General features: G+C 67.3%; 18 protein-coding genes. 10 read left to right on the forward strand and 8 right to left on the reverse strand.

Annotated elements, in window-relative coordinates:
• Positions 1 to 6: 6 nt before the first annotated feature.
• Entirely contained in the window at positions 7 to 1,044 is a 1,038-nt protein-coding gene (locus CRO50_RS08050; RefSeq protein WP_097145397.1) for an ABC transporter ATP-binding protein, read from the forward strand.
• 48 nt (positions 1,045 to 1,092) lie between these two features.
• Here the strand turns inward: CRO50_RS08050 and CRO50_RS08055 are convergent, their stop codons facing one another.
• The 6 genes from CRO50_RS08055 to xylF all read right to left on the reverse strand — a co-directional run bounded on the left by CRO50_RS08055 (position 1,093) and on the right by xylF (position 8,470).
• A complete protein-coding gene (locus CRO50_RS08055; protein ID WP_097145398.1) occupies positions 1,093 to 2,463 on the reverse strand; it encodes a cytochrome-c peroxidase in 1,371 nt (456 codons plus the stop codon).
• A 3-nt stretch (positions 2,464 to 2,466) separates the two neighbouring features.
• Positions 2,467 to 3,918, reverse strand: a complete 1,452-nt coding sequence (xylB, locus tag CRO50_RS08060; RefSeq protein ID WP_097145399.1) for a xylulokinase — start codon at positions 3,916 to 3,918, stop codon at positions 2,467 to 2,469.
• 21 nt (positions 3,919 to 3,939) lie between these two features.
• A complete protein-coding gene (gene xylA, locus CRO50_RS08065) occupies positions 3,940 to 5,247 on the reverse strand; it encodes a xylose isomerase (protein ID WP_097145400.1) in 1,308 nt (435 codons plus the stop codon).
• A gap of 77 nt (positions 5,248 to 5,324) precedes the next feature.
• Positions 5,325 to 6,089, reverse strand: coding sequence for an ATP-binding cassette domain-containing protein (locus CRO50_RS08070; protein ID WP_097145401.1), 765 nt, complete (start codon positions 6,087 to 6,089; stop codon positions 5,325 to 5,327).
• Positions 6,089 to 7,381 carry a sugar ABC transporter permease gene (locus tag CRO50_RS08075; RefSeq protein WP_097145402.1) on the reverse strand — a complete coding sequence of 431 codons (1,293 nt, stop codon included), beginning with the start codon at positions 7,379 to 7,381 and terminating at the stop codon, positions 6,089 to 6,091. Before CRO50_RS08075 ends, CRO50_RS08070 begins: the two co-directional genes overlap by 1 nt.
• A 75-nt stretch (positions 7,382 to 7,456) precedes the next feature.
• Positions 7,457 to 8,470, reverse strand: a complete 1,014-nt coding sequence (gene xylF / locus CRO50_RS08080) for a D-xylose ABC transporter substrate-binding protein (protein ID WP_179747233.1) — start codon at positions 8,468 to 8,470, stop codon at positions 7,457 to 7,459.
• Between the two features lie 187 nt (positions 8,471 to 8,657).
• Here xylF and CRO50_RS08085 point away from each other — a divergent pair, with 187 nt between their 5' ends.
• From CRO50_RS08085 to CRO50_RS08100, 4 genes are all read left to right on the forward strand, one after another.
• Entirely contained in the window at positions 8,658 to 9,872 is a 1,215-nt protein-coding gene (locus CRO50_RS08085) for an ROK family transcriptional regulator (RefSeq protein ID WP_232617677.1), read from the forward strand.
• The gene (locus CRO50_RS08090; protein ID WP_097145404.1) at positions 9,862 to 11,379 is read left to right on the forward strand and encodes a CRTAC1 family protein; all 1,518 of its coding nucleotides are present in this window, start codon (positions 9,862 to 9,864) and stop codon (positions 11,377 to 11,379) included. The genes CRO50_RS08085 and CRO50_RS08090 overlap by 11 nt, the downstream gene beginning before the upstream one ends.
• Positions 11,380 to 11,560: 181 nt before the next feature.
• Positions 11,561 to 12,778, forward strand: a complete 1,218-nt coding sequence (locus CRO50_RS08095; protein WP_097145405.1) for a GTP-binding protein — start codon at positions 11,561 to 11,563, stop codon at positions 12,776 to 12,778.
• Positions 12,775 to 13,026, forward strand: a complete 252-nt coding sequence (locus tag CRO50_RS08100; RefSeq protein WP_097145406.1) for a DUF6525 family protein — start codon at positions 12,775 to 12,777, stop codon at positions 13,024 to 13,026. The genes CRO50_RS08095 and CRO50_RS08100 overlap by 4 nt, the downstream gene beginning before the upstream one ends.
• Positions 13,027 to 13,035: 9 nt before the next feature.
• Here the strand turns inward: CRO50_RS08100 and CRO50_RS08105 are convergent, their stop codons facing one another.
• Together CRO50_RS08105 and CRO50_RS08110 are read right to left on the reverse strand one after the other, a co-directional pair.
• The gene (locus tag CRO50_RS08105) at positions 13,036 to 14,211 is read right to left on the reverse strand and encodes a CaiB/BaiF CoA transferase family protein (RefSeq protein WP_097145407.1); all 1,176 of its coding nucleotides are present in this window, start codon (positions 14,209 to 14,211) and stop codon (positions 13,036 to 13,038) included.
• 91 nt (positions 14,212 to 14,302) lie between these two features.
• On the reverse strand, positions 14,303 to 14,773 hold the full coding sequence (locus tag CRO50_RS08110; RefSeq protein WP_097145408.1) for a MarR family winged helix-turn-helix transcriptional regulator: 471 nt from the start codon (positions 14,771 to 14,773) through the stop codon (positions 14,303 to 14,305).
• 120 nt (positions 14,774 to 14,893) lie between these two features.
• Here CRO50_RS08110 and CRO50_RS08115 point away from each other — a divergent pair, with 120 nt between their 5' ends.
• From CRO50_RS08115 to CRO50_RS08135, 5 genes are read left to right on the forward strand one after another with little or no spacing between them, the layout of a single operon-like run.
• Positions 14,894 to 15,976: a 2-hydroxyacyl-CoA dehydratase family protein gene (locus CRO50_RS08115; protein WP_097145409.1), complete on the forward strand. Its 1,083-nt coding sequence runs from the start codon at positions 14,894 to 14,896 to the stop codon at positions 15,974 to 15,976.
• Positions 15,973 to 17,223 carry a 2-hydroxyacyl-CoA dehydratase family protein gene (locus CRO50_RS08120; RefSeq protein WP_097145410.1) on the forward strand — a complete coding sequence of 417 codons (1,251 nt, stop codon included), beginning with the start codon at positions 15,973 to 15,975 and terminating at the stop codon, positions 17,221 to 17,223. The genes CRO50_RS08115 and CRO50_RS08120 overlap by 4 nt, the downstream gene beginning before the upstream one ends.
• Positions 17,220 to 18,362, forward strand: a complete 1,143-nt coding sequence (locus CRO50_RS08125) for a CaiB/BaiF CoA transferase family protein (protein WP_097145411.1) — start codon at positions 17,220 to 17,222, stop codon at positions 18,360 to 18,362. The genes CRO50_RS08120 and CRO50_RS08125 overlap by 4 nt, the downstream gene beginning before the upstream one ends.
• Positions 18,359 to 19,360: a CoA transferase gene (locus CRO50_RS08130; RefSeq protein WP_097145412.1), complete on the forward strand. Its 1,002-nt coding sequence runs from the start codon at positions 18,359 to 18,361 to the stop codon at positions 19,358 to 19,360. The genes CRO50_RS08125 and CRO50_RS08130 overlap by 4 nt, the downstream gene beginning before the upstream one ends.
• On the forward strand, positions 19,357 to 20,553 hold the full coding sequence (locus CRO50_RS08135; protein ID WP_097145413.1) for a CaiB/BaiF CoA transferase family protein: 1,197 nt from the start codon (positions 19,357 to 19,359) through the stop codon (positions 20,551 to 20,553). The genes CRO50_RS08130 and CRO50_RS08135 overlap by 4 nt, the downstream gene beginning before the upstream one ends.
• Positions 20,554 to 20,573 lie beyond the last annotated feature (20 nt).

Genomic DNA, 20,573 nt, shown 5'->3' on the forward strand with positions numbered 1-20,573 from the left:
AAACACATGGCTGAACTGACCCTGAGCGGCGTCTGCAAGACCTTCGGCTCGTTGCAGGTGATCCGAGATGTCGATCTGCAAATCGAGGACGGCGAATTCGTCGTCTTCGTCGGCCCCTCGGGCTGCGGCAAGTCCACCCTGCTGCGGTGCATCTCGGGGCTGGTCGACATCACCGGTGGCACCCTCGAGATCGGCGGCCAGCGGATGAACGATGTGCCCGCCGCCAAGCGCGGCGTGGCCATGGTGTTCCAGTCCTACGCGCTCTACCCGCACCTCAGGGTGCGGGAGAACATGGGTTTCGGGCTGAAGGTCCGCAAGCTCTCGAAGCCCGAGATCGACCGCCGGGTGGAAGAGGCCGCCCGGACGCTGAAGCTGGAAAGCCTGCTGGACCGCTTCCCGCGTGAATTGTCCGGCGGCCAGCGTCAGCGGGTCGCCATCGGGCGCGCGATCGTCGGCAACCCCGAGGTCTTCCTGTTCGACGAGCCGCTGTCGAATCTCGACGCGGAGCTGCGCGTGCACATGCGCGCCGAGATCGCGGCGCTGCACAAGCGCCTCGGCAATACGATGATCTACGTCACCCACGACCAGATCGAGGCGATGACCCTAGCCGACAAGATCGTCGTGCTGCGCGATGGCCAGGTCGAGCAGGTCGGATCGCCGCGCGATCTCTACTATCGTCCGGCGAATGCCTTCGTGGCCCAGTTCATCGGCAGCCCGAAGATGAACCTCTTCGAGGCCTCCGGTCTGCCGGCGGACATCCTGCAGACCGCCCGCCCGAGCGCTGCGGCGATCCGCGCCGGGCTGCGTCCCGAGGACATGCAGGTGCTTGGTGCAGGCGAGGGGCCGGTCAGCGGGCGCGTGGTGAACAACGAGTACACCGGCGCGGGTTCGCTGCTGCATCTGGACCTGGATGGGCTGGGGCGCTGCCTGGCGCTCTACAACGGTGGTGACAGCCCCGAGGAGGGGGCAGAGATCTCTGTCGGTTTCGACACCGGCAGGCTCTACTGGTTCGACGCGCAGGAGCAGAACACCGAAGTCGCCTGATCGGCTGGGAAACCCTGTCGCCAATAATCCCTGGCGGCCCAAAATTCCCTAGCGGCCTGTCACCGGCAGGCCGCTGGGTACCGAGGCCGGGATGCCAAGGCGCAGGGCCGGGTCTTCCAGGCTTTCCAGGAAGGCGATGAGCGCCGCCACCTCGTCATCCCCAAGCGTTCGCGGGGCCAGGCTGTTGGCGCTTGCGATCGCCTCGACCTCCGCTGCCGACCCCTGGATACGCAGATCCTTTGCCGAGGGCAGGCTGGGCAGCACCGCCTGCGAGATATCGTAGCTCTGCAGCGAGGCCACGGGATCAAGGTGATGGCGGATCACGCCCTCAAGCGTGGCGAAGGCCCCGTCGTGGCCATAGGGCGCCGTCAGGGTCACGTTGCGCAACGAGGGTGTGCGGAAGGCATAGGCGTCCGAGAGGTCGCCCGTGACACGGAAACGTCCCTCGTCGCGGGCGTGGTTCTCGAAACGCGCCGCCTTGCCCGGTCCGATCTGCGGCATGGCGATGGCGTGGAAGTCGTGGTCGGTCTGCAACCAGCCCGCGTGGCAGGAGGCGCAATCGGCCTCGCCGTAGAACAGCTCCATCCCGCGCTGCGCCTCGGGGGGGAGGCTGGCCTCACCCGCCATGGCGCGATCGAAGAGGGCCGCGTCCGCGCGCCACTCGAAGGTGATGAAATCGGCGATGACATTGGCGATGGCGGCGAAGGTGATCCGGGCACCGGGTTCGATCCGCTCGAAGCTCTCGGCATATTCAGGGACGGCCGCGACCCGCGCCGCGATCTTGTCCCAGGCGCCGCCGGGCTGCGCCAGCAGGCCCTGGCGGACCGATTGGCTGACCTCGTTCTCGGCGTAATGCCCGGCCATCTCGTCGCCCGAGAGCACCGGGAACATGGCCTGTGCGGCGAGCGGAGAGGCAAAGCCCAGGCTCATCTCGGCGCCAAGCGGGGTTCGGATGCCATTGGGCTGGCTCTCGTCCAGCTCGAGGCGGCCGTCGTGGAAGAAGCGGGTGAATTCCTCGGCTCCGAGGTTCCAGAGCCCCGGCGCATTGCGCGGGATGCGCTGCTCGGGCAGATTCTCGGCGTTGATCTCGCGCTTGGTGCCAAGGCCCAGACCGCCATCGCCCAGACCAAGCGAGACCCCGTCCGAGGTGCCGAGATCGGGGTGGTGGCAGGTGGCGCAGCTGACCTCGCGGTTGCCCGAGAGGATCGGATCGTAGAACAGCAATTGCCCCAGCTGGACCCGCGCCATGTCGGGCTCGGGGAAGACCGGGCGGGGGCCCAGGTCGGGCAGGCCGCCGCCCTGCGCATCCTGTGCCCAGACCGCGCCGGAGAGGACACAGGTCAGCGCGAGCGCCGTGGCCGCGCAGTATCCCCTCGGGGAGAGGTGGCTTTCGCCGGTCCTGCGCGTTCCACGGTGCATGGTTCAGCCCTTCCTGGTAAGCGCGGGATAAAGCGCGCGGTAGCGGCCATAGGCGTCGTCATAGGCGGCGGTCAGCGCCTTGTCGGGCATGATCACGTCGCCGGTTTCGGGCTGGGTCATCACCGCATCCGGAGAGGCCCCGGTGACCGCGCAGACGGCAAGCCGTGCGGCCCCCATGGCGGCGCCGAGCTCGCTGCCCGCGGGCAGCGACAGGGGCAGGTTCAGGGTGCTGGCCAGCGTGGTCAGCCAGAAGCGCGACCTTGCGCCGCCGCCGACCGCGAAGAGCGTCTCGAACTTGGCCCCGGTGCCCTTCAGCGCCTCAAGGCTGTCGCGCAGGGCGAAGCTGACGCCCTCCATGACGGCGCGGGTCAGGTCGGTGCGATCCATGGCCACGTCGAGACCGATGAAGGCGCCGCGCACGCGGGAATCGTTGTGCGGGGTGCGCTCGCCCGACAGGTACGGCAGGAAGGTCAGGCTGGAGGGCCCGCTGGCCGTGTCGGGCAGTGCCGAGGACAGATCCGCCGGGCTTTGCCCGAGGTTGCGCGACAGCCAGTTGAGGCTGTCTGTCGCCGCCAGGATCACGCCCATCTGGTACCAGCGATCCGGCACCGCGTGGCAGAAGCTGTGCACGGCCGAGGCCGCGTCCGGCGCATAGCTGTCGCGCCCGACCATCAGCACGCCCGAGGTGCCCAGCGAGACAAAGCCGCTGCCTTCGCCCAGGGCGCCGATGCCACAGGCGGCCGCCGCGTTGTCACCGGCGCCGCCGGCTACGATGACGGGACCCGACAGACCCCATTCCGCGCAGAGCGTCTCGCGCAGGTTGCCGCCGGGAGCGGCCCCTTCCACGAGCTCGGGCATCTGGTCGCGGCGCATGCCGCCCGCCGCCAGTGCGGCGTCGGACCAGTTGCGCGCGCCTACGTCCAGCCAGGCGGTGCCCGCGCTGTCGGACATGTCCGAGATATGCTCTCCGGTCAGCCAGAGGCGCAGGTAGTCCTTGGGCAGCAGCACCTTGGCGACCCTGGCGAAGGTCTCGGGCTCGTGCTTTGCGACCCAGGCCAGTTTCGGTGCGGTGAAGCCGGGGAAGACGATATTGCCGGTGATCTCGCGGATGCCGTCCATGGTGTCCAGCGCCGCGGCCTCGTCGGTGGAGCGGGTGTCGTTCCACAGGATGCAGGGCCGCAGCACCTTGTCGGCCGCGTCGATCAGCGTCGCGCCATGCATGTGGCCGCTGATCCCGATGCCTTTCAGCTGTGCGAAGGCCTCGGGCGCCTTGGCCTTCACCGCGGCGACGGTGGTCTTGCAGGCTTCGACCCAATCGGCGGGGTCCTGTTCCGACCACCCGGCGTGCGGGTGGTCGACATCAAATGCGGCTTCGGCGTCTGCCAGAACCGCGCCGGCCTCGTCGATGAGGATGGCGCGGAGGCCAGAGGTTCCGAGGTCGAGACCAAGATACATGGCTTGTCCTTCTTTCAGCAATCAGACGAAGCGATTGACGTAGTTTTCAAGGATCTCCTGGCGGCCCGAACGGGGCTCGGGGTTGATCCCTTCCGAGAGCACACGCTCGGTGATCGAGGCGAGGTCGCTGTTCAGCATCGCGCTGGCCTCGGGCGTCTGCCAGCCGGCATAGCGGGTGTTCAGGGCCTCATCGAGACCACCGTCCTCGATCATCGCCGCCGCGGCCTTCAGGCCACGGGCGCAGATGTCCATGCCACCGACATGGGCGGCGATCAGGTCCTCGGCCTCCAGCGACTGCCGGCGCAGCTTGGCGTCGAAGTTGGTGCCGCCCGAGGTGAAGCCTCCGGACTTGAGCACGTAGTAATAGGCCAGCGCGACTTCCGGCGTGTTGTTGGGGAACTGGTCGGTATCCCAGCCGGACTGGTAGTCGTTGCGGTTCATGTCGATCGAGCCGAGCATGTTCTCGGAGGTGGCCAGTGCCAGCTCGTGCTCGAAGGAATGGCCGGCAAGGATCGCGTGGCCCTGTTCGATGTTCAGCTTCACCTCGTTTTCCAGCCCGTACTTGCGCAGGAAGCCGATGCATGTGGCCACGTCGAAGTCGTACTGGTGCTTGGAGGGTTCCTGGGGCTTGGGCTCGACAAGGATCTGACCTTTAAAGCCGATCTTGTGCTTGTAGTCGACGACCATGTGCAGGAAGCGGGCCATGTGGTCCAGCTCCTGGGTGAGGTCCGTGTTCAGCAGGGTCTCGTAGCCTTCGCGGCCGCCCCAGAGCACGTAGTTCGCACCGCCCAGCTTGTGGGTCGCATCCATGCAGGATTTCACCGTGGCGGCGGCGACGGCGAAGACGTCGGGGTCGGGGTTGGTCGAGGCGCCCGACATCCAGCGGCGGTGGCTGAACATGTTGGCGGTGCCCCAGAGAAGCTTGGTGCGGCTGCCTTCCATCTTCTCGCCGATGTAATCGGTGATCTCTTCAAGCGTGGCGAGGTTGCCGGCGAAGTCGCCCTGGTCGGGGCGGATGTCGGCGTCGTGCCAGCAGAAGAACGGAGCGTCCAGGATATCGAACATCTCGAAGGCGGCATCGGCCTTCAGCTTGGCGCGGCCCATGTCGTCCTGGGGGTGCCAGGGACGCACGAAGGTCGGTCCGCCGAAGGGGTCACCGCCTTCCCAGGCGAAGCTGTGCCAGTAGGCGACGGCGAAGCGCAGGTGGTCTTCCATGCGCTTGCCCATGACGACTTCGTCCGGGTTGTAGTGGCGGAAGGCCAGCGGATTGGTGCTGTCCGTGCCTTCATAGGCGACCTTGGAGATACCGTCGAAGAATCCTGTGCTCACTGTCTTGGTCCTTGGCAGAGTGGGAGATGCGCCCCGGACGGACCGAGGCGCAGGGGAGGAGTTGATTTTTGACCCGGTCAGGATGCGGCGACTTCGGGGCGCTTGCCCAGGATGATCATCGACAGGATGTCCTCGTCGGTGACCTTGTCCACATCCACCGTGCCGACAAGCTGGCCGTTCTTCATGACCGAGGCACGGTCGCAGAGGTTCATCACCGAATGCACGTCGTGTTCGATCAGGAAGATCCCGATGCCCTGCGCCTTGAGCTGTTCGATCAGCTCGGCGACCATCTGGGTCTCTTGCGGACCAAGCGCGGCGGTCGGCTCGTCCATGACCAGGATGCGGGCATTGAAATAGACCGCGCGGGCGATGGCGACCGACTGGCGCTGGCCGCCCGAGAGCGCTTTCACCGGGGCGTTGAACTTTTTGAAGTTCGGATTGAGCCGGGCCATGATCTTGCGCGTCTCGGCCTCCATCCGGGCGTCGTCGACCAGCCCCGTGGGGGTGATCAGCTCTCGGCCTAGGAAGAGGTTCGAGGCCGCATCGAGGTTATCGGCAAGCGCCAGCGTCTGGTAGATGGTCTCGATGTTATGGCCGCGCGCGTCGCGGGGGTTCTGGATATCGACCAGCTTGCCGTCGACGTAGATTTCTCCGGCATCCATCTTGTAGGCGCCGGACAGACATTTGATCAGCGTCGACTTGCCGGCGCCGTTGTGCCCCAGGAGGCCGACGACTTCGCCGGGGTAGAGGTCGATGGTGACGTGATCGACGGCCTTGATCCCGCCGAACGAGACCGAGACATCGCGCATTTCGACCAGGGGGGTTCCACTGCGGTCAACCATTACACGTCTCCGGTTCGTTTGCGGTAGATGATGTCGATCAGCACGGCCAGCACGAGGACACCGCCGACGACGATGTTCTGGAAGGGCGCGTCGACGCCGACCATGGCCATGCCGGATTGCAGCGACTGCATGATCAGCGCGCCGAGGATGGCGCCGTAGATCGTGCCGATGCCACCCGCCAGCGCGGTGCCGCCGATGACGGCCGCCGCGATCACGCGCAGCTCGTCCAGGGTGCCGATGTCATTGGAGTGGAACGACAGGCGCGCGGAGGCGACCATGCCGGCCAGCGCGCAGAGCACGCCCATCATGGCGAAGACCTTGACCGTCAGCAGCCGGGTGTTGATGCCGGAAAGCTCTGCCGCGTCGGGGTTGCCGCCGGTGGCGAAGATGTAGCGCCCCAGGCGGGTGCGGCGCGCCACCACGGTCATCACCACGGCGATGGCGATCAGGATCAGCACCGAGAAGGGGATGCCGTAGCCCTGGGTGAAGCCTTCGGGCATGACCTCGCCACGGGCCTCGAATTCGCGGGCCAGCACGCGGGTCGGCACGGAATAGGCGTTGAGCGTGGCCACGAAGCCGAGGATCAGCGCCGCGGCGAGGGCCATCAGCGTGGCTTCCGCCCAGACGGGCTTGACCGGGAACTCGTGGGCGATGCGGGCCCGGCGGGCCTGCAGGATGCCGTAGCAGGCTGCGGCCACGGCGAGGGCGCCGATGATCCAGCTCGCGGTGGTGCCGAGGGTGCCGCCGATGCCGCCGAGCTTCTGGAAGGTGTCGTCGAGCGGGCCGATGGTCTGACCGCTGGTCAGGTACCAGGCCACGTTGCGCCAGACGAGGAAGCCTCCGAGCGTCACGATGAAGGCGGGAATGGTGAGATAGCCGACCAGCCAGCCATGGAACGCCCCGATCAGACCCCCTGCAAGCAGGCCGATGACGATCGCCACGGGTGCCATCAGCGGGCTGCCGTAGTCGATCCCGAGGCTGGGCAGGAACTGGGTCTGCGTCATGGCCATGATGGCCGAGCAGGTCGCCAGCAGCGCGCCGACGCTGAGGTCGATGTGGCGGGTCACGATGATGAAGACCATGCCGGTGGCCATGATGGCCACGCTGACGGTCTGGATCGTCAGGTTGAAGATGTTACGCGGAGTGAGAAACCGACCTTCGGTCAGGACGTTGAACACGATGCAGACCAGAACGAATGCGCCCACCATGCCCAGCAGGCGGGTATCGAATTCGAGTGTCTTGAAGATGTTCTTTCGTCCGATCGACGTGCCGGAGGCGCTGGCGTCTGCCATTGTGACCTCGGTTCTGAATGTAGGGGCTGTGACCCCCGCCGGTGATGGCGGAGGCCACATGCGTTAAGGACAGTATCAGTTACAGGGAGCGGGGCCGTCAGTGACGCCCTGGCACAGAGCGTCCTGCTCGATCCAGCCGGCTTCGACGACAACGGTCAGGTTGTCGGCGGTCACCGGAACCGGCTCCAGGAACTTGGCGGTCAGCGTGGTGCCTGCGGGCGAAGTCCACTCGGCCGCGCCTTCGATGTCCGAGGCGTCGGTGCCGCTGGCCAGCGCAACGGCGATCTCGCCGGCGGCCTTGCCGAGCGCGCGGGCGTCTTTCCAGACCGAGACGGTCTGGGTGCCACGTGCCACGCGGTTCAGGGCGGCATGGTCACCATCCTGACCCGAGACCGGCAGACCTTCGAGGCCCTGTGCGGTCAGCGCGGCCACGACGCCACCGGCGGTGCCATCGTTGGAGGCCACGACCGCGTCGACGTTGTTGTCGTTGGCGGTCAGGATCTGCTCCATGTTGCGCTGTGCGTTCGCCGGCAGCCAGCCGTCGGTGTAGGCTTCGTCGACGATGGTGATGTCACCGGCGTCGATGGCGGCCTGCAGCACTTCTTGCTGACCACCGCGCAGGAAGTCCGCGTTGGGATCGGTGGGCGAGCCCTTGATCATCACGTAGTTGCCGGTCGGCTGCGCCTCGAAGACGGCACGGGCCTGCATGCGGCCGACTTCGACGTTGTCGAAGGTCAGGTAGAAGGCGCGCGGGTCCTCGATCAGGCGGTCATATGCGATGACCGGGATGCCTTCGTTGGCGGCGGCGGTCACGGCGGGAATGATGGCCTGGGTGTCCTGCGCCAGGATCACCAGCACGTCGGCGCCCTGGGCGACGAGGCTTTCCACGTCCGACAGCTGCTTGGACGACGACGATTGCGCGTCGGCCGAGATGTAGTCTCCGCCCGCGGCTTCGATGGCGGCGACGATGGCCGCCTCGTCGGTCTTCCAGCGCTCTTCCTGGAAATTGGACCAGCTCACGCCGACGGTCTGCGCGAATGCACCGGTGCCAAGCACCATGGCAATCGCAGTTGTTGCGATCAGTTTCATTGGTTTCCTCCCAAATATCCGACCGGTTGTTTCGATCGGTAAGCTCGTTGTCCAAGCATGATTCGTACCTCCCCGAATCGCCTTGGCATCGCCATCTTGCACATTTCCTCCGGGGACAAAATTTATTTTTTTGCCCGCTGAAAAAAAGCTGGAAACCAAGCATGGTTTGATCAAAGGTTGCCGGATGATGAAGGAACGCACTTTGCACCACGATCTCGATGCCCGCGAAATGACCCGGCTGCGGGCCTTCCAGTGCATCCGGGAGGCGGGGCAGATTTCACGCACCGATATCGCCAAGGCGCTCAACAGCAGCCCGGCGACGGTGACCTCGGCCTGTGGCGCCCTGCTGGAGGCCGGGCTGATCCGCGACGTGGAGGCCGAACGAACAGATGCCACCCAGCGGGGCCGCCCGCGGGTGATGCTGGAAGTGAACGGAGAGGCGCTTGCCGTGGCCGGGATCAAGGTCGCGCGCCATGCGATCCATGTCACGGTGGTGGATTTCAAGGGTGTAGAAATCGGCTCTCATCTATCGCCTCTGGCCGCATCCTGCATGCCGGCAGAGGCACTGGTCATGGCGGTGCGCCAGGCACTGGATGACGCCTGCGAGAAACTGGGGCTGTCGCTGGACGCGGTGGCCGGGGTGGCGCTTGGCCTGCCGGGGTTCATCAACGGAGAGACCGGCTTCATGCATTGGTCCTCGTCGGTGCGGGAACGCAATGTCGATTTCATGCCGCTCTTTGCCCGGCACCTGCCATGCCCGGCCTTCCTGGAGAACGACGCAAACCTCGTGGCCAAGGCCGAGCAGTTCTTCGGCGCCGGGCGCGGGCTGCGCAACTTCCTGGTGGTGACCATCGAGCATGGTGTCGGCATGGGCATCGTGCAGGATGGCCAGCTTTACCGCGGCGAGCGCGGCTGCGGTGCCGAATTCGGCCATATGAAGGTGCAGTTTGAAGGCGCGGTCTGCCAATGCGGCCAGCGCGGCTGCCTCGAGGCCTACGTCGGGGATTACGCGCTGATCCGTGATGCCTCGGTCGGGCGCCAGGGCGATGCCTACAAGAGCCTCACCGACATCCTGGACGCGGCCCGCGCCGGCGACCGGCTGTCCGGCGAGGTGCTGGAGCGCGCCTCAAAGGTGCTGGGCGTGGCGCTGGCCAGCCTGGTGAACCTCTTCGATCCCGAGCATATCGTCATCGCCCGCCTGCGTCCCCGCTTTGACGAGGCCCACACCCAGGCCATGCTTGATGCGCTCAAGCGCAATACGGTGCAGGTGGATGCGCCGCTGCCGGGGATCACGGTGCGCAACCTGGACCAGAAGATGTGGGCGCGCGGGGCCGCGGCCCATGGCATCGAAAGGGTCTCGATCCTGAAAATTCGCGCGCGAGGAGATCAAGATGCTGCGTAACCTGTTGCTCGCCCTGGTGGTGCCGGGCCTGGCCTCGGCAGAGCCGCTGGCCCCGCATTTCGCCCCGGTCGAGATCGCGCCGCATGTCTATGACGGCGGCTGGGAGCATTTCGTCGGCGGCGGTGTCGCGGCCTTCGACTGCGACGGCGACCACCTGCCGGAGCTCTATGCCGCCGGTGGCAGCAATCCGGCGACCCTGTTCCGCAACCGCTCGGGCGAAGGTCTGGCCTTCGAGGCGCAAACTCCCGAGATCCTGGCGATGACCGGCGTGACGGGGGCCTATCCGCTGGACATCGACGGTGACGGACTTCTCGACCTGGCGGTGTTGCGCGTCGGCCAGGACCAGCTTCTGCGCGGGCTGGGCGATTGCCGGTTCCAGGACATGGGCCAGGCACTTGGTTTTGTCTCGGACGATCACTGGACGACCGCCTTCTCGGCCACCTGGGAGGAAGGGCAGAGCCTGCCGACCCTGGCTTTCGGCACCTATGTCGACCGCAGCGATCCTGAGGGCCCCTTCGAGGCCTGCGACGACACGCTGCTCTACCGGCCCGAGGGGCGGACCTATGCTGCCGCCACCCGGCTCGAGCCGGGATTTTGTGCCCTGTCGATGCTGTTTTCCGACTGGAACCGCTCTGGCCGGGCCGATCTGCGGGTCTCCAACGACCGGCATTACTATGTCCGGGGCGGCCAGGAGCAGCTCTGGGCCATGGAGGAGACACCGCGTCTCTATGACCAGCAGGAGGGATGGCAGCCCTATTCCATCTGGGGCATGGGCATTGCCTCGCGCGATGTGACGGGGGATGGCCTGCCGGATGTCTACCTGACCTCGATGGGCGATCAGAAGTTCCAGGAGTTCGACCCCGACGCCGGTGGTGGCCCCACCTGGCGTGATGCGACCTATGCGCGGGGCACCACGGCGCACAGGCCCCATGTGGGCAGCGACGGGCGCCCCTCGACCGGCTGGCATGCGGCCTTCGGCGATGTGAACAACGACGGGCGCGACGATATCTTCGTGGCCAAGGGCAATGTGGAGCAGATGCCAGTCGCGGCGATGGAAGATCCCAATTCCCTGCTCATGCAGGACAGCGAGGGCCAGTTCGCCGAGCGCTCGGTCGAGGCCGGGATCGCCTCCGTGGCGCGGTCCCGAGGCGCGGCGCTGGTGGACCTTGACAACAACGGCTGGCTCGACCTGGCGGTGGTGAACCGGCGCGCGGCGCTGGAGGTCTTCGAGAACACCTCTCGGGACGGGCATTGGCTGTTGGTCGACATCGCCGGGCAGGCTCCGAATACCGGAGCCATCGGCAGTTTCATCGAGCTGCGCACCGAGAGCGGCACCCAGACCCGCGAGATCATGATCGGCGGCGGCCATGCCAGCGGCCACGCCGGCATGCAGCACTTCGGGCTTGGCACTGCGCTCGATGCCGAACTGCGGATCATCTGGTCGGATGGAGAGGTTTGGGACTGGCAGCGCGTCGCCGCCGGAGAGATCGTGACCCTGACCCGCTAGCGGGTCATCCGGTCACGGCGCGCAGACGGTGCCCGCCGGGCGCGGTGAATTTCCCATGGCAGCAGGATCCCGGCTGGCCGGTGATGCATCCCCGTAGCGCCGGGCCGCCTGGTCTCTTGCCGGTGCTTGTTCTCTCTTCGTGATGGTAATAGTATAACATAACGATTCACGGAGAGACCAGATGACCGCATCCAGACGCCTGCCTGTCACCATCCTTTCGGGCTTCCTCGGGGCCGGGAAGACGACGCTGCTGAACCATGTGCTGAACAACCGAGAGGGTCGCCGCGTGGCGGTGATCGTCAACGACATGTCCGAGGTGAACATCGACGCCGACCTCGTGCGCAACGGCGGGGCCGAGCTGTCCCGCCAGGACGAGAAGCTGGTCGAGATGACCAACGGTTGCATTTGCTGCACTCTGCGAGAGGACCTTCTGACCGAGGTGCGCCGCCTCGCCGACGAGGGGCGCTTCGACTACCTGCTGATCGAATCCACCGGAATCTCGGAACCGCTGCCGGTTGCGGCCACCTTCGAGTTCCGCGATGCCGAGGGCCGCTCGCTCGACGATGTCGCGCGGCTCGATACCATGGTGACCGTGGTCGATGCCGCCAACCTGCTGAAGGATTACGCCAGCCATGATTTCCTGGCCGACCGGGGCGAAAGCCTGGGCGAGGCGGACGAGCGGCGGCTGGTCGACCTGCTGGTCGAGCAGATCGAGTTCGCCGACGTAGTGGTGCTGAACAAGGCCACCGAAGCCGGGCCCGAGCGCCTCGAGGCGGCCCGCAAGATCGTCACCGCTCTGAACCCCGACGCCCGTCAGATCGAGACCGACTTCGGCAAGGTCGCGGGCGATCGGATCTTCGACACCGGCCTCTTCGACTTCGAGACCGCCCACGAGCATCCGCTCTGGGCCAAGGAGCTCTATGGTTTCGAGGACCACGTGCCCGAGACCGAGGAATACGGGATCTCTTCTTTCGTCTACCGGGCCCGGCGGCCGTTCCATCCGCAGGCGATCCACGACGTGCTGAACGGCGCGCTGCCGGGAGTGATCCGCGCCAAGGGGCACTTCTGGGTGGCCACGCGCCCCGACTGGCTGGCCGAGTTCTCTCTCGCCGGGGCGCTCAGCTCGGTGCGGCCGCTCGGCAAGTGGTGGGCAACGGTGCCCGAGGCGCGGCGGCCGGATCATCCGCAGGCCCGTGCCTACCTGGCGCAGCACTGGCAGGAGCCCTGGGGCGACCGGCGGCAGGAGATCGTCTTCATCGGCGCGGACATGGACCGTGCCGCGATCACCGCGCGACTGGATGCAGCGCTGCTGGAGGGGCAGGCGCAGCTCTGCCTGACTGAGCGGCTCGACCTCTCAGATCCTTTCCCGCGCTGGCGAGAGGCGTCGGAGGCGGCATGAGGAGGGGGACGAACCTGGGGCAGACCGGGCTGCGGCGACGCCGCTGCCGGGGCAATCCGATGGCGGATTACGACCGCCTGCCGCCGGAGCTGCGTGCCTGGCTGCGGCAAGCGGCGCTGCCCTGGTCCGTGCGCTCGGCCCGGCGGGCCTGGGTGCGGGCCCTGGGCAAATGCGGCGGAGATCCGGTGGCGGCAGGGGCGCAACTCAGCCGGATCGAGGCCCGCCAGCTCGAAAGCCGGCAGACCTGACAGCTGGTGTCAGCCCTCGGAGCTGACCGTGCGGCGCAGGGCGCCGAGGATCTCGTCCCCGTGCTCGCCCAGTTTCGGTGCAGGGGTGCTGACGCCCGGACCGTCGCGGCGGAAGCGGAAGCCGGCGTTGGGAATGCGGGTAGGCTGGCCGGTGGCGGGGTCCTCGACCTCCAGGAAGATGTCGCGCGCGGTGACCTGCGGCAGCTCCAGCGCCTCGGACAGCGGGCGCACCTTGCCGGCGGGCACCCCGGCCTCGGCCAGCAGGGTTTCCCACTCCTGGGCCGACTTCTGGGCAAAGCGCGCCGTCAGCAGGGCCGTCAGCTCGTCATCGTGCTCAAGGCGTGCGGGGCCGGTGGCGAACCGGGGGTCTTCCAGCAGGGTTTCCAGCTCCATGGCCCGGAATAGGCGCTCGACCTGCACCTGCTGCACGGCGCCCAGGGTGATCTCTCCGTCGCCCGTGGGAAAGGTGTCGGCCGTCGGCATCCCCGAGAAGCCCCGGTTGCCGGCCCGCACCGGCTCCTTGCCGGCGATCAGCAACGGCGCCACGACCGAGCTCATCAGCACCATCGTCGCGTCCATCATCGAGACGTCCACGACCTGGCCGCGCCCCTCGGGGTCGGCCTGGCGCTGCACGTAGGCCGCAAGCACGGCGAAGGCCGAGAGCAGGGCAGTGTAGGTGTCGACGATGGGGAAGCCGATGCGCTGCGCAGGCTCGCCCTCGTGGCCGGACAGGTACATCAGGCCGGACATGCTCTGGATCACCTGGTCGATGGCCGGATAGTCGCGCATGGGCCCTTCCTGGCCGAAGCCCGAAACAGAGCAATAGATCAGGCCGGGATGGGCCTTGGTCATCGCATCGGCCCCCAGACCAAGCCGGTCGGCGACACCGGGCCGGAAGTTTTCCAGCATGATGTCACAGGTGCCGACGATATCCCGCGCGGCCTGCAGCCCCTCGGGGTCCTTGAGATCCAGCACCACCGATTTCTTGCCCGCGTTGGAGGACAGGAACGGCTCGGCCATGCCCTGACGTCCCGGCTCGCGGGTGTAGTGGCGCATGGCATCGCCAGCGGGTGGTTCTATCTTGATGACCTCTGCGCCCAGGAGGCACAGGAACTGGGTGGCCAGGGGCCCGGCGATCACATGGCTGAAATCCGCGATCCTCACGCCCGCGAGCGGCTGCGCCATAGGTCTCCTCCCCCTTGGCTCTTCAATTAGTTTCTATTGGAAACTAGTTGGGCGGGGAAAGTCAAGCGCTCAGGTCGGCACGGATGCGCGTTCAGGACTGGTAGGAGTCGATCAGCCGCCAGAGGAAAGAGAAGAAGAGCTCTCGTTCCTCGGGTGTCAGCGCGGCCATGAGACGCTCTTGCGAGGCCTCCATGTCCTTGCGCATGGCGGTGAAGCGCGCCGTGCCGGTCTCGCTGAGATAGAGCGCGTTGAACCGCTGGTCGCCCTCTTCCTTGCGCCGCTCGATGAGCGAGGCGGCCACCATCTCGTTGATGGCCTTGGTCAGGGCGGATTTCTTCAGCACCACCGCATCTGCCAGCTGCTTCTGAGAAATGCCGGGGTTCAGCGCGATGAGGTTCAGCAGGGCGACCTGGCCGGCCGCCAGGTCGTGCGCCTTCAGGAAAGCGGCGGTGTCTTCCAGGAGCCAGGCGCGCAGAACGCGGGTCACAAAAGAGATGTCGCGCCCCAGATACCCCAGCGTCACGCCATTTCTTTCAATCTTGTCAGTGGGATCGTTGCTCATGCCCGCCCTTTCGCAATGCCAAATGGCTAAAGGTCGGAAGGGGGTATGTCAATTTCCGGCATTGACAAAAGGGTGAAACAGTTTCCAAAGTGAACTAATAAGACGCGAGGGAGGAGACTCGTGAGAGCACTGGAAGAACTTCTGCAGGCCTTCGAGAGGCGTGCAGACGGGAGGAACGATGCGAGCGGCGCGCCGCTGGTCGGGATCTTTGGCGACGGCTTGCCCGAAGCGCTGATCCATGCGGCCGGCGCCACCCCGGTCGAGGTCAAGGCACCGCCGCTGGCCGATGCGACCACCGGGCCGCAGCGGCCCGAGGTGACCGAGATCGCAGAGCCTTTCCTTGATGATTTTGCCGCCCGGTTCCTGCATCGGCTGGCCGATGGCGCCTTCGATCACATGGCGATGGTGGTCTTTGCCCGCGATGACGTGGCCGCGCTGACCGCCTACCAATATGCCACCGAGATGCGCCGCCTCGGGATGTTGCCCGCCACCGGGCCGCGCCTGCACCTGTGGTCGCTCCTGCACAGCGAGGGCGCCGCCGCGGAGCGCTTCAACCGGACCGAGCTGGACCGGCTGGAGAGCGCCTTGCAGCAGGTGACGGGGCAGGGGATCGACACCGACGCCCTGGCCCGCGCACAGCAGCAGGAGGCCCGCCGCCTGGCCGCGCTTGCGCGTCTCGCCTCCCATCCGCAGGCCTTCGCCCTGCGCAACGCGGGCCGCTGGCTGGAGGCCGGACACCACGCCAACCTGCTGGACAGCCTGCCCGCGCCGGAGCCCGCAACCGGCCGCCGTATCGGTCTCGTCGGCACGGCCTGTGATCTGCCGGTGCTGCACCAGCTGGCCCAGGAGCTGGGTCACGTCGCTGCCGACCTGACCCCCTATGGCGACATCTGGCCCGGCAATCACGCCGGTCCCGAGGGGGTCGGGGCGCTGATCGACAGCGTCGCCACCCACCCGCTTCACCTGCGCGCCAACCCGGCCTCGAAGTTCGACACCGCCCTGGCCGACGGGCTGGAGGGCTGCGACCTGGTGCTGGCCGCTGTGGATCGCAATGATGATGGTTTCGGCTGGGATCTGCCGGCGCTCTCTGCGCTCTGCAAGGCGCGCGGCACGCCGCTGGTGATGCTTGGCTTCCGTCCCTTCCGCCCCGATGCCGCCTGGCTCGAAGCCGCCCGCAACAAGATCGCCGAGGTGCTCTCATGACCCGCGCCGCCGAAGCCGCCGCCTATCAGAAGGACTGGCTGAAGGGGCTGCGTCAGCAGATCACCTCCGGTGCCTCCTTCGCCTTCGTCAACGCCGATACCCCCCATGAGATCTTCCATTTCATGGATATGCCCATGGTGACCAACCAATGGTGGTCCGCGGTCATCGCCGCCAAGCAGCAGGCCCCCTATTTCTTCGACTGGATGGAGGACGAGGGCTTCCACGGCCACCTGCCGAAGTACAGCTCGCTGCCGCTGGTGGCGCAGCTCGAGGGCGATCCCTCGCGCCAGCCCTGGGGCGGTCTGCCCGCCCCCGCGCTGCTCTGCGCCCGGCAGAGCTCGGATGAACACGGGCGGATCTTCCGCCGCTGGTCCGAGCTGACCGGCGCACCGCTGCATCTGCTTTCGGCCCCCGGCGTCGCCGATCCGGCGCCCAACTGGTGGGAGATGGCCCGCGAGAACTGGGAAGAGCTTTATGGCACCGACCGGCTCGACCTGTTGCAGGCCGAGATCGAAGAGCTGATCACCGCGGTCGAGGACCTCACCGGGCGCAGCTTCGACCGCGAGGGTTTTGCCGTCTACATGGACAAGATCGACCGGATGGAGAAGATGCTGGGCGAGGTCTCGGACCTGATCGCCTCGGCACCTAAGGTCCCCATGGGTATCGCCGAACAGATGCCCAACGTGATGATCCCGCAGTGGCATCGCGGCTCGGACTGGGCGCTTTCGCACGTGAAGGGTTTCCGCGATGAGGTGGCCGAGCGCATCGAGGCCGGTCATGCCGAATGCCCGAACGAGAAGATCCGCATGATGTGGATCGGGGCGGGGCTGTGGTTCGATACGTCCTTCTATCGCGCCTTCGAGGAAACCCATGGCGCGACCTTCGCCTGGTCGATGTATCTGCCCTTCGCCTCCGACGGCTACATCCGCGCCGATCACGGCGACCCGGTGCGGGCGCTGGCGGCACGGGTCTCGGCGATGAACGAACAGCTGCACCAGCCGCCCTGGGTCAATGAATGGCTGGTGGCCCAGGCAAGGAAGTACCGCATCGACGTGGCGCTGATGCTGATCCCCGAGCACGACCGCTTCTCGGGCTATGGCTCTCTCTTTGCCAAGCGGGCGCTCGAACAGGCGGGCGTGAAGGTGATCGAGATCTGGTCGGACATGGTCGACCCGCGCGCCTGGGACCGCGAGGCCGCGGTGGCGCAGGTCACGGCAGCACTGGACGAAATGGAGGTAACGGCATGAGCGGAGCTCTGGACGGTCTGAAGATCGCCGATTTCAGCTGGGTGGGCGCAGGCCCCCGCGCCACCAAGGATCTCGCCGACAATGGCGCGCTGGTGGTGAAGATCGAAAGCGCCAAGCGGCTGGACCTCGGCCGCATGTCGCCCCCCTTCGCGCGGGGCGAACGCAAGAACCACGATGCCTCGGCCTTCTTTGCCCAGACCAATACCTCGAAGAAGAGCGTCACCATCAACCTCTCGGACCCGCGCGGGATCGAGGTGGCCAAGAAGCTGGTGGCCTGGGCGGATGTCGTGGTCGAGAATTTCGGCCCCGGTTTCATGGATCGCATCGGTCTCTCCTGGGAGGTGCTGCAGGAGGTGAAGCCGGATATCATCCTGGCCTCCGTCTCGGTGGCCGGCAAGACCGGCCCGATGGCGGGCTTCCGCGGCTACGGCAATGCCGCCGCCGCCATGTCGGGCCACGCGGACATGACCGGCTGGCCGGGCAGCGAGCCGCATATGCCGCCGCTCGCCTATGGCGACGTGGTCGCGCCGATGATGCTGACCGTGGCGATCCTCTCGGCGCTGGAGCACCGCGACCGTACCGGGAAGGGCTGTCACGTCGATGTCAGCCAGATCGAGGCGATGGTGCATGTGGCAGGCGACCTCTTTGCCGAGATGCCCGCCGACAAACCCGCCAATCACGACCCGCTGATCGCCCCGCATGGGGTCTTCCCGGTGGCCGGAGAGGACGCCTGGATCGCCATCGCCTGCGAGGCCCGCGGCTCTGCCGAGGCACTGGCCAGCGAACTGGGTCTGGACGAGATCAGCGATGAGGCCATCGCCGCGGCCACCCGTCTGCGCGACGGCGAGGACCTGGCGCAGGCGCTTTGTGACGCCGGTGTCGCGGCGGCCATGGTGCTGGATGGCAAGGGCGTGTCGGAAAGCGCCGACCTGGAGGCGGCCTCGCATTTCGTCATCGTGGATCACCCGGTGCTTGGCCGCGCGCATATGCCCGCGCCGCCCTACCAGCTGCCCCTGACCCCCTGGCACGTGGGCCCCGCGCCCTGCCTTGGTGAACACAACCGCGAGATCTTCGTCGACACGCTTGGCATGGCGGCCGAGGACCTGGCGGCACTGCAGGAAGAGGGGGTGCTGGCATGAAGCTTCTCGAAGGATTGAAAGTCGTCGTTCTGGCCGACCGGCTGGTGGATTTCGGCGGCGTGATGCTGGCCCGCATGGGGGCCGAGGTCGTACTGGCCGGGGCCTGCGAGATGACCGCGCCGCGCAAGGCGGCCTGGCACCATGGCATGACGCCCTCGAAGGCGCCCCTGGCCGAGCTCCTGGCCGATGCCGATGTGCTGCTCGAGGATCGCCGCAGCGAGGACTGGCCGGATCTGAAGGGCGTGACCCTGCCCGAGACCCTGGTCCACGTGGTGGCGACGGGCTACCCCGAGGAGACGCCGCAGCGTCCCGCCACGGATCTGACGCTGATGGCGCAATCGGGGCTGATGCATGTGATCGGCACCGCGGAGGCTCCGCCCCTGCGTCTGCCGGGCGAACAGGCCTATGCGCTGACCGGCATCCAGGTGGCCACCGCCGCCCTGATGGGGCTGCGCGCGCGGCGCCTGACCGGCAAGGGCCAGCGCACCCCGCTTTCGGCGCTGCAATCGGCAACGCTGTCGAACTACCGCGAGGCGGTGATGTACGAATGGACCGGCCGCATCGGGCGACGGGTCGGCAACCGGCTGGTGCGCGGCAGCTCCGGCGTGCGGCAGGTCTGGCCCTGCAGCGACGGTTTCGTCACCTGGTCGATGATCGACAACCCCGGCATGATGCGTGCCCTGGTGCGGGTGATGGTCGAGCAGGGCGCCGCCGGAGAGCTGGCCGAGGTCGACTGGGGCGCGATCCTGGTGGCCGATACCGACCAGGAGGTGATCGACCGCTGGCAGGGCATCGTGGCCAAGTTCTTTGCCCGCCATGACCGCGCCACCCTGGCGGGCTGGTCGCTGGAACATGGCTGGGGCCTCTCGGCGATCACCAAGCTTTCGGAGGTGCCCGAAAGCCCGCAGATGAAGGCGCGCGGCATCTTCCCCGATGGCGGCACCCTGCCGACGGGTCCGCTCTTTGCCGTGCATCCGGCGAAAGGAGGGGCGGCATGACCCCCGTCCTCGAAGGTCTGCGCGTGCTGGATTTCTCGCGGCTGCTGCCGGGGCCCTATTGCTCGTGGCTGCTGGCCGACCAGGGGGCCGAGGTCATCCGGGTCGAGAACCCGCGTGAGCTGGCCAAGCAGGCCAAGGTCTTCGGATGGGACAAGCTGGACGAGACGGGCCGCGCGCGGCAGCGGGCACGGGACATGCTGGCGCGGGGCAAACGCTCGGTGCAGCTGGACATCGGCTCGGAAGCCGGACGTGCCGCGCTGCTGAAGCTGGCGGCCAGCTGCGACGTGGTGATCGAGGATTACCGCCCCGGCGTGCTGGCGGGGCTGGGGCTGGGCTACGAGGACATGGCGCAGGTGAACCCGGCTTTGGTCTACACCAGTCTGACGCTTTGCGGCCAGACCGGCCCCTTGCGCGACAAGCCGGGCCATGACCCGGTGGCGCTGGCGCTCTCGGGCGTGCTGTCGCGCACCGGAGAGGACCCCGAGGCACCGGGCCTGCCCGGTGTGCCCTCCGCCGATGTCACCACCGGCGCCCATGCCGCCTTCGCCACGCTGGCCGCCGTGATGGCGGCGCGCACGACGGGGCAGGGGCGGCACGTGGACGTGGCGATGACCGATTGCGCCATGACGCTGGTGGCCAATATCGTCTCGCGCTACGAAACCCCGGCAGAGGCACCGCCGCGCGGCACCCGCCGGGCCGACCTGGGCCTCTGGCGCTGCGCCGATGGCGCCTGGCTCTGCACCACGGACATGGAGCCGCGCTACTGGGTGAAGTTCTGCGAGGTCATGGGCCATCCGGAGTTCATTCCGGCCCAGCTCGACCCCGCGCGCCGGCCTGAGATTCGCGCCACCCTGGCCGAGGCCTTTGCCCAGGAGCCCCGCGCCCACTGGCTTGCCCTCTTCGAGGAGGCGGGCACCCAGTTCGCGCCGGTGAACGACGTCACCGAAGCCCTGGCCGAGCCGCATCTGCGCGCGCGCGGCATGGTGGTCGAGGTCGACGCTCCGGGCGGCGGGCTGACCCAGCTGGGCCCGCCGGTGCGCCTTGGCGGCGAACCCGCCCCCAGCCCGGCCGTGCTGCCGGGCACCGATACACAGGCCATCCTGGCCGACCTGGGGCTTGCCCCCGCAGAGATTGCCGCGCTCACCGGAGGAGGTGAGAACGGCGAAGACCGGACGCAAAGGTCCGGCACCTGAGCCCGAAGACCAAGGGCTCG

The organism is Pseudooceanicola antarcticus (genome assembly GCF_900215355.1).
In the GTDB taxonomy this organism is placed as follows: domain Bacteria; phylum Pseudomonadota; class Alphaproteobacteria; order Rhodobacterales; family Rhodobacteraceae; genus Pseudooceanicola; species Pseudooceanicola antarcticus.

Bases quoted from the DNA above. Each gene is read 5' to 3' on its own strand.
- CRO50_RS08100 (WP_097145406.1), top strand. From the start codon at position 12,775: ATGAGGAGGGGGACGAACCTGGGGCAGACCGGGCTGCGGCGACGCCGC.
- CRO50_RS08120 (WP_097145410.1), top strand. From the start codon at position 15,973: ATGACCCGCGCCGCCGAAGCCGCCGCCTATCAGAAGGACTGGCTGAAG.
- xylB (WP_097145399.1), bottom strand. From the start codon at position 3,918: ATGTATCTTGGTCTCGACCTCGGAACCTCTGGCCTCCGCGCCATCCTC.
- CRO50_RS08105 (WP_097145407.1), bottom strand. From the start codon at position 14,211: ATGGCGCAGCCGCTCGCGGGCGTGAGGATCGCGGATTTCAGCCATGTG.
- CRO50_RS08085 (WP_232617677.1), top strand. From the start codon at position 8,658: ATGAAGGAACGCACTTTGCACCACGATCTCGATGCCCGCGAAATGACC.
- CRO50_RS08135 (WP_097145413.1), top strand. From the start codon at position 19,357: ATGACCCCCGTCCTCGAAGGTCTGCGCGTGCTGGATTTCTCGCGGCTG.
- CRO50_RS08125 (WP_097145411.1), top strand. From the start codon at position 17,220: ATGAGCGGAGCTCTGGACGGTCTGAAGATCGCCGATTTCAGCTGGGTG.
- CRO50_RS08050 (WP_097145397.1), top strand. From the start codon at position 7: ATGGCTGAACTGACCCTGAGCGGCGTCTGCAAGACCTTCGGCTCGTTG.
- CRO50_RS08095 (WP_097145405.1), top strand. From the start codon at position 11,561: ATGACCGCATCCAGACGCCTGCCTGTCACCATCCTTTCGGGCTTCCTC.
- xylF (WP_179747233.1), bottom strand. From the start codon at position 8,470: ATGAAACTGATCGCAACAACTGCGATTGCCATGGTGCTTGGCACCGGT.
- CRO50_RS08055 (WP_097145398.1), bottom strand. From the start codon at position 2,463: ATGCACCGTGGAACGCGCAGGACCGGCGAAAGCCACCTCTCCCCGAGG.
- CRO50_RS08075 (WP_097145402.1), bottom strand. From the start codon at position 7,381: ATGGCAGACGCCAGCGCCTCCGGCACGTCGATCGGACGAAAGAACATC.
- CRO50_RS08090 (WP_097145404.1), top strand. From the start codon at position 9,862: ATGCTGCGTAACCTGTTGCTCGCCCTGGTGGTGCCGGGCCTGGCCTCG.
- CRO50_RS08130 (WP_097145412.1), top strand. From the start codon at position 18,359: ATGAAGCTTCTCGAAGGATTGAAAGTCGTCGTTCTGGCCGACCGGCTG.
- CRO50_RS08070 (WP_097145401.1), bottom strand. From the start codon at position 6,089: ATGGTTGACCGCAGTGGAACCCCCCTGGTCGAAATGCGCGATGTCTCG.
- CRO50_RS08110 (WP_097145408.1), bottom strand. From the start codon at position 14,773: ATGAGCAACGATCCCACTGACAAGATTGAAAGAAATGGCGTGACGCTG.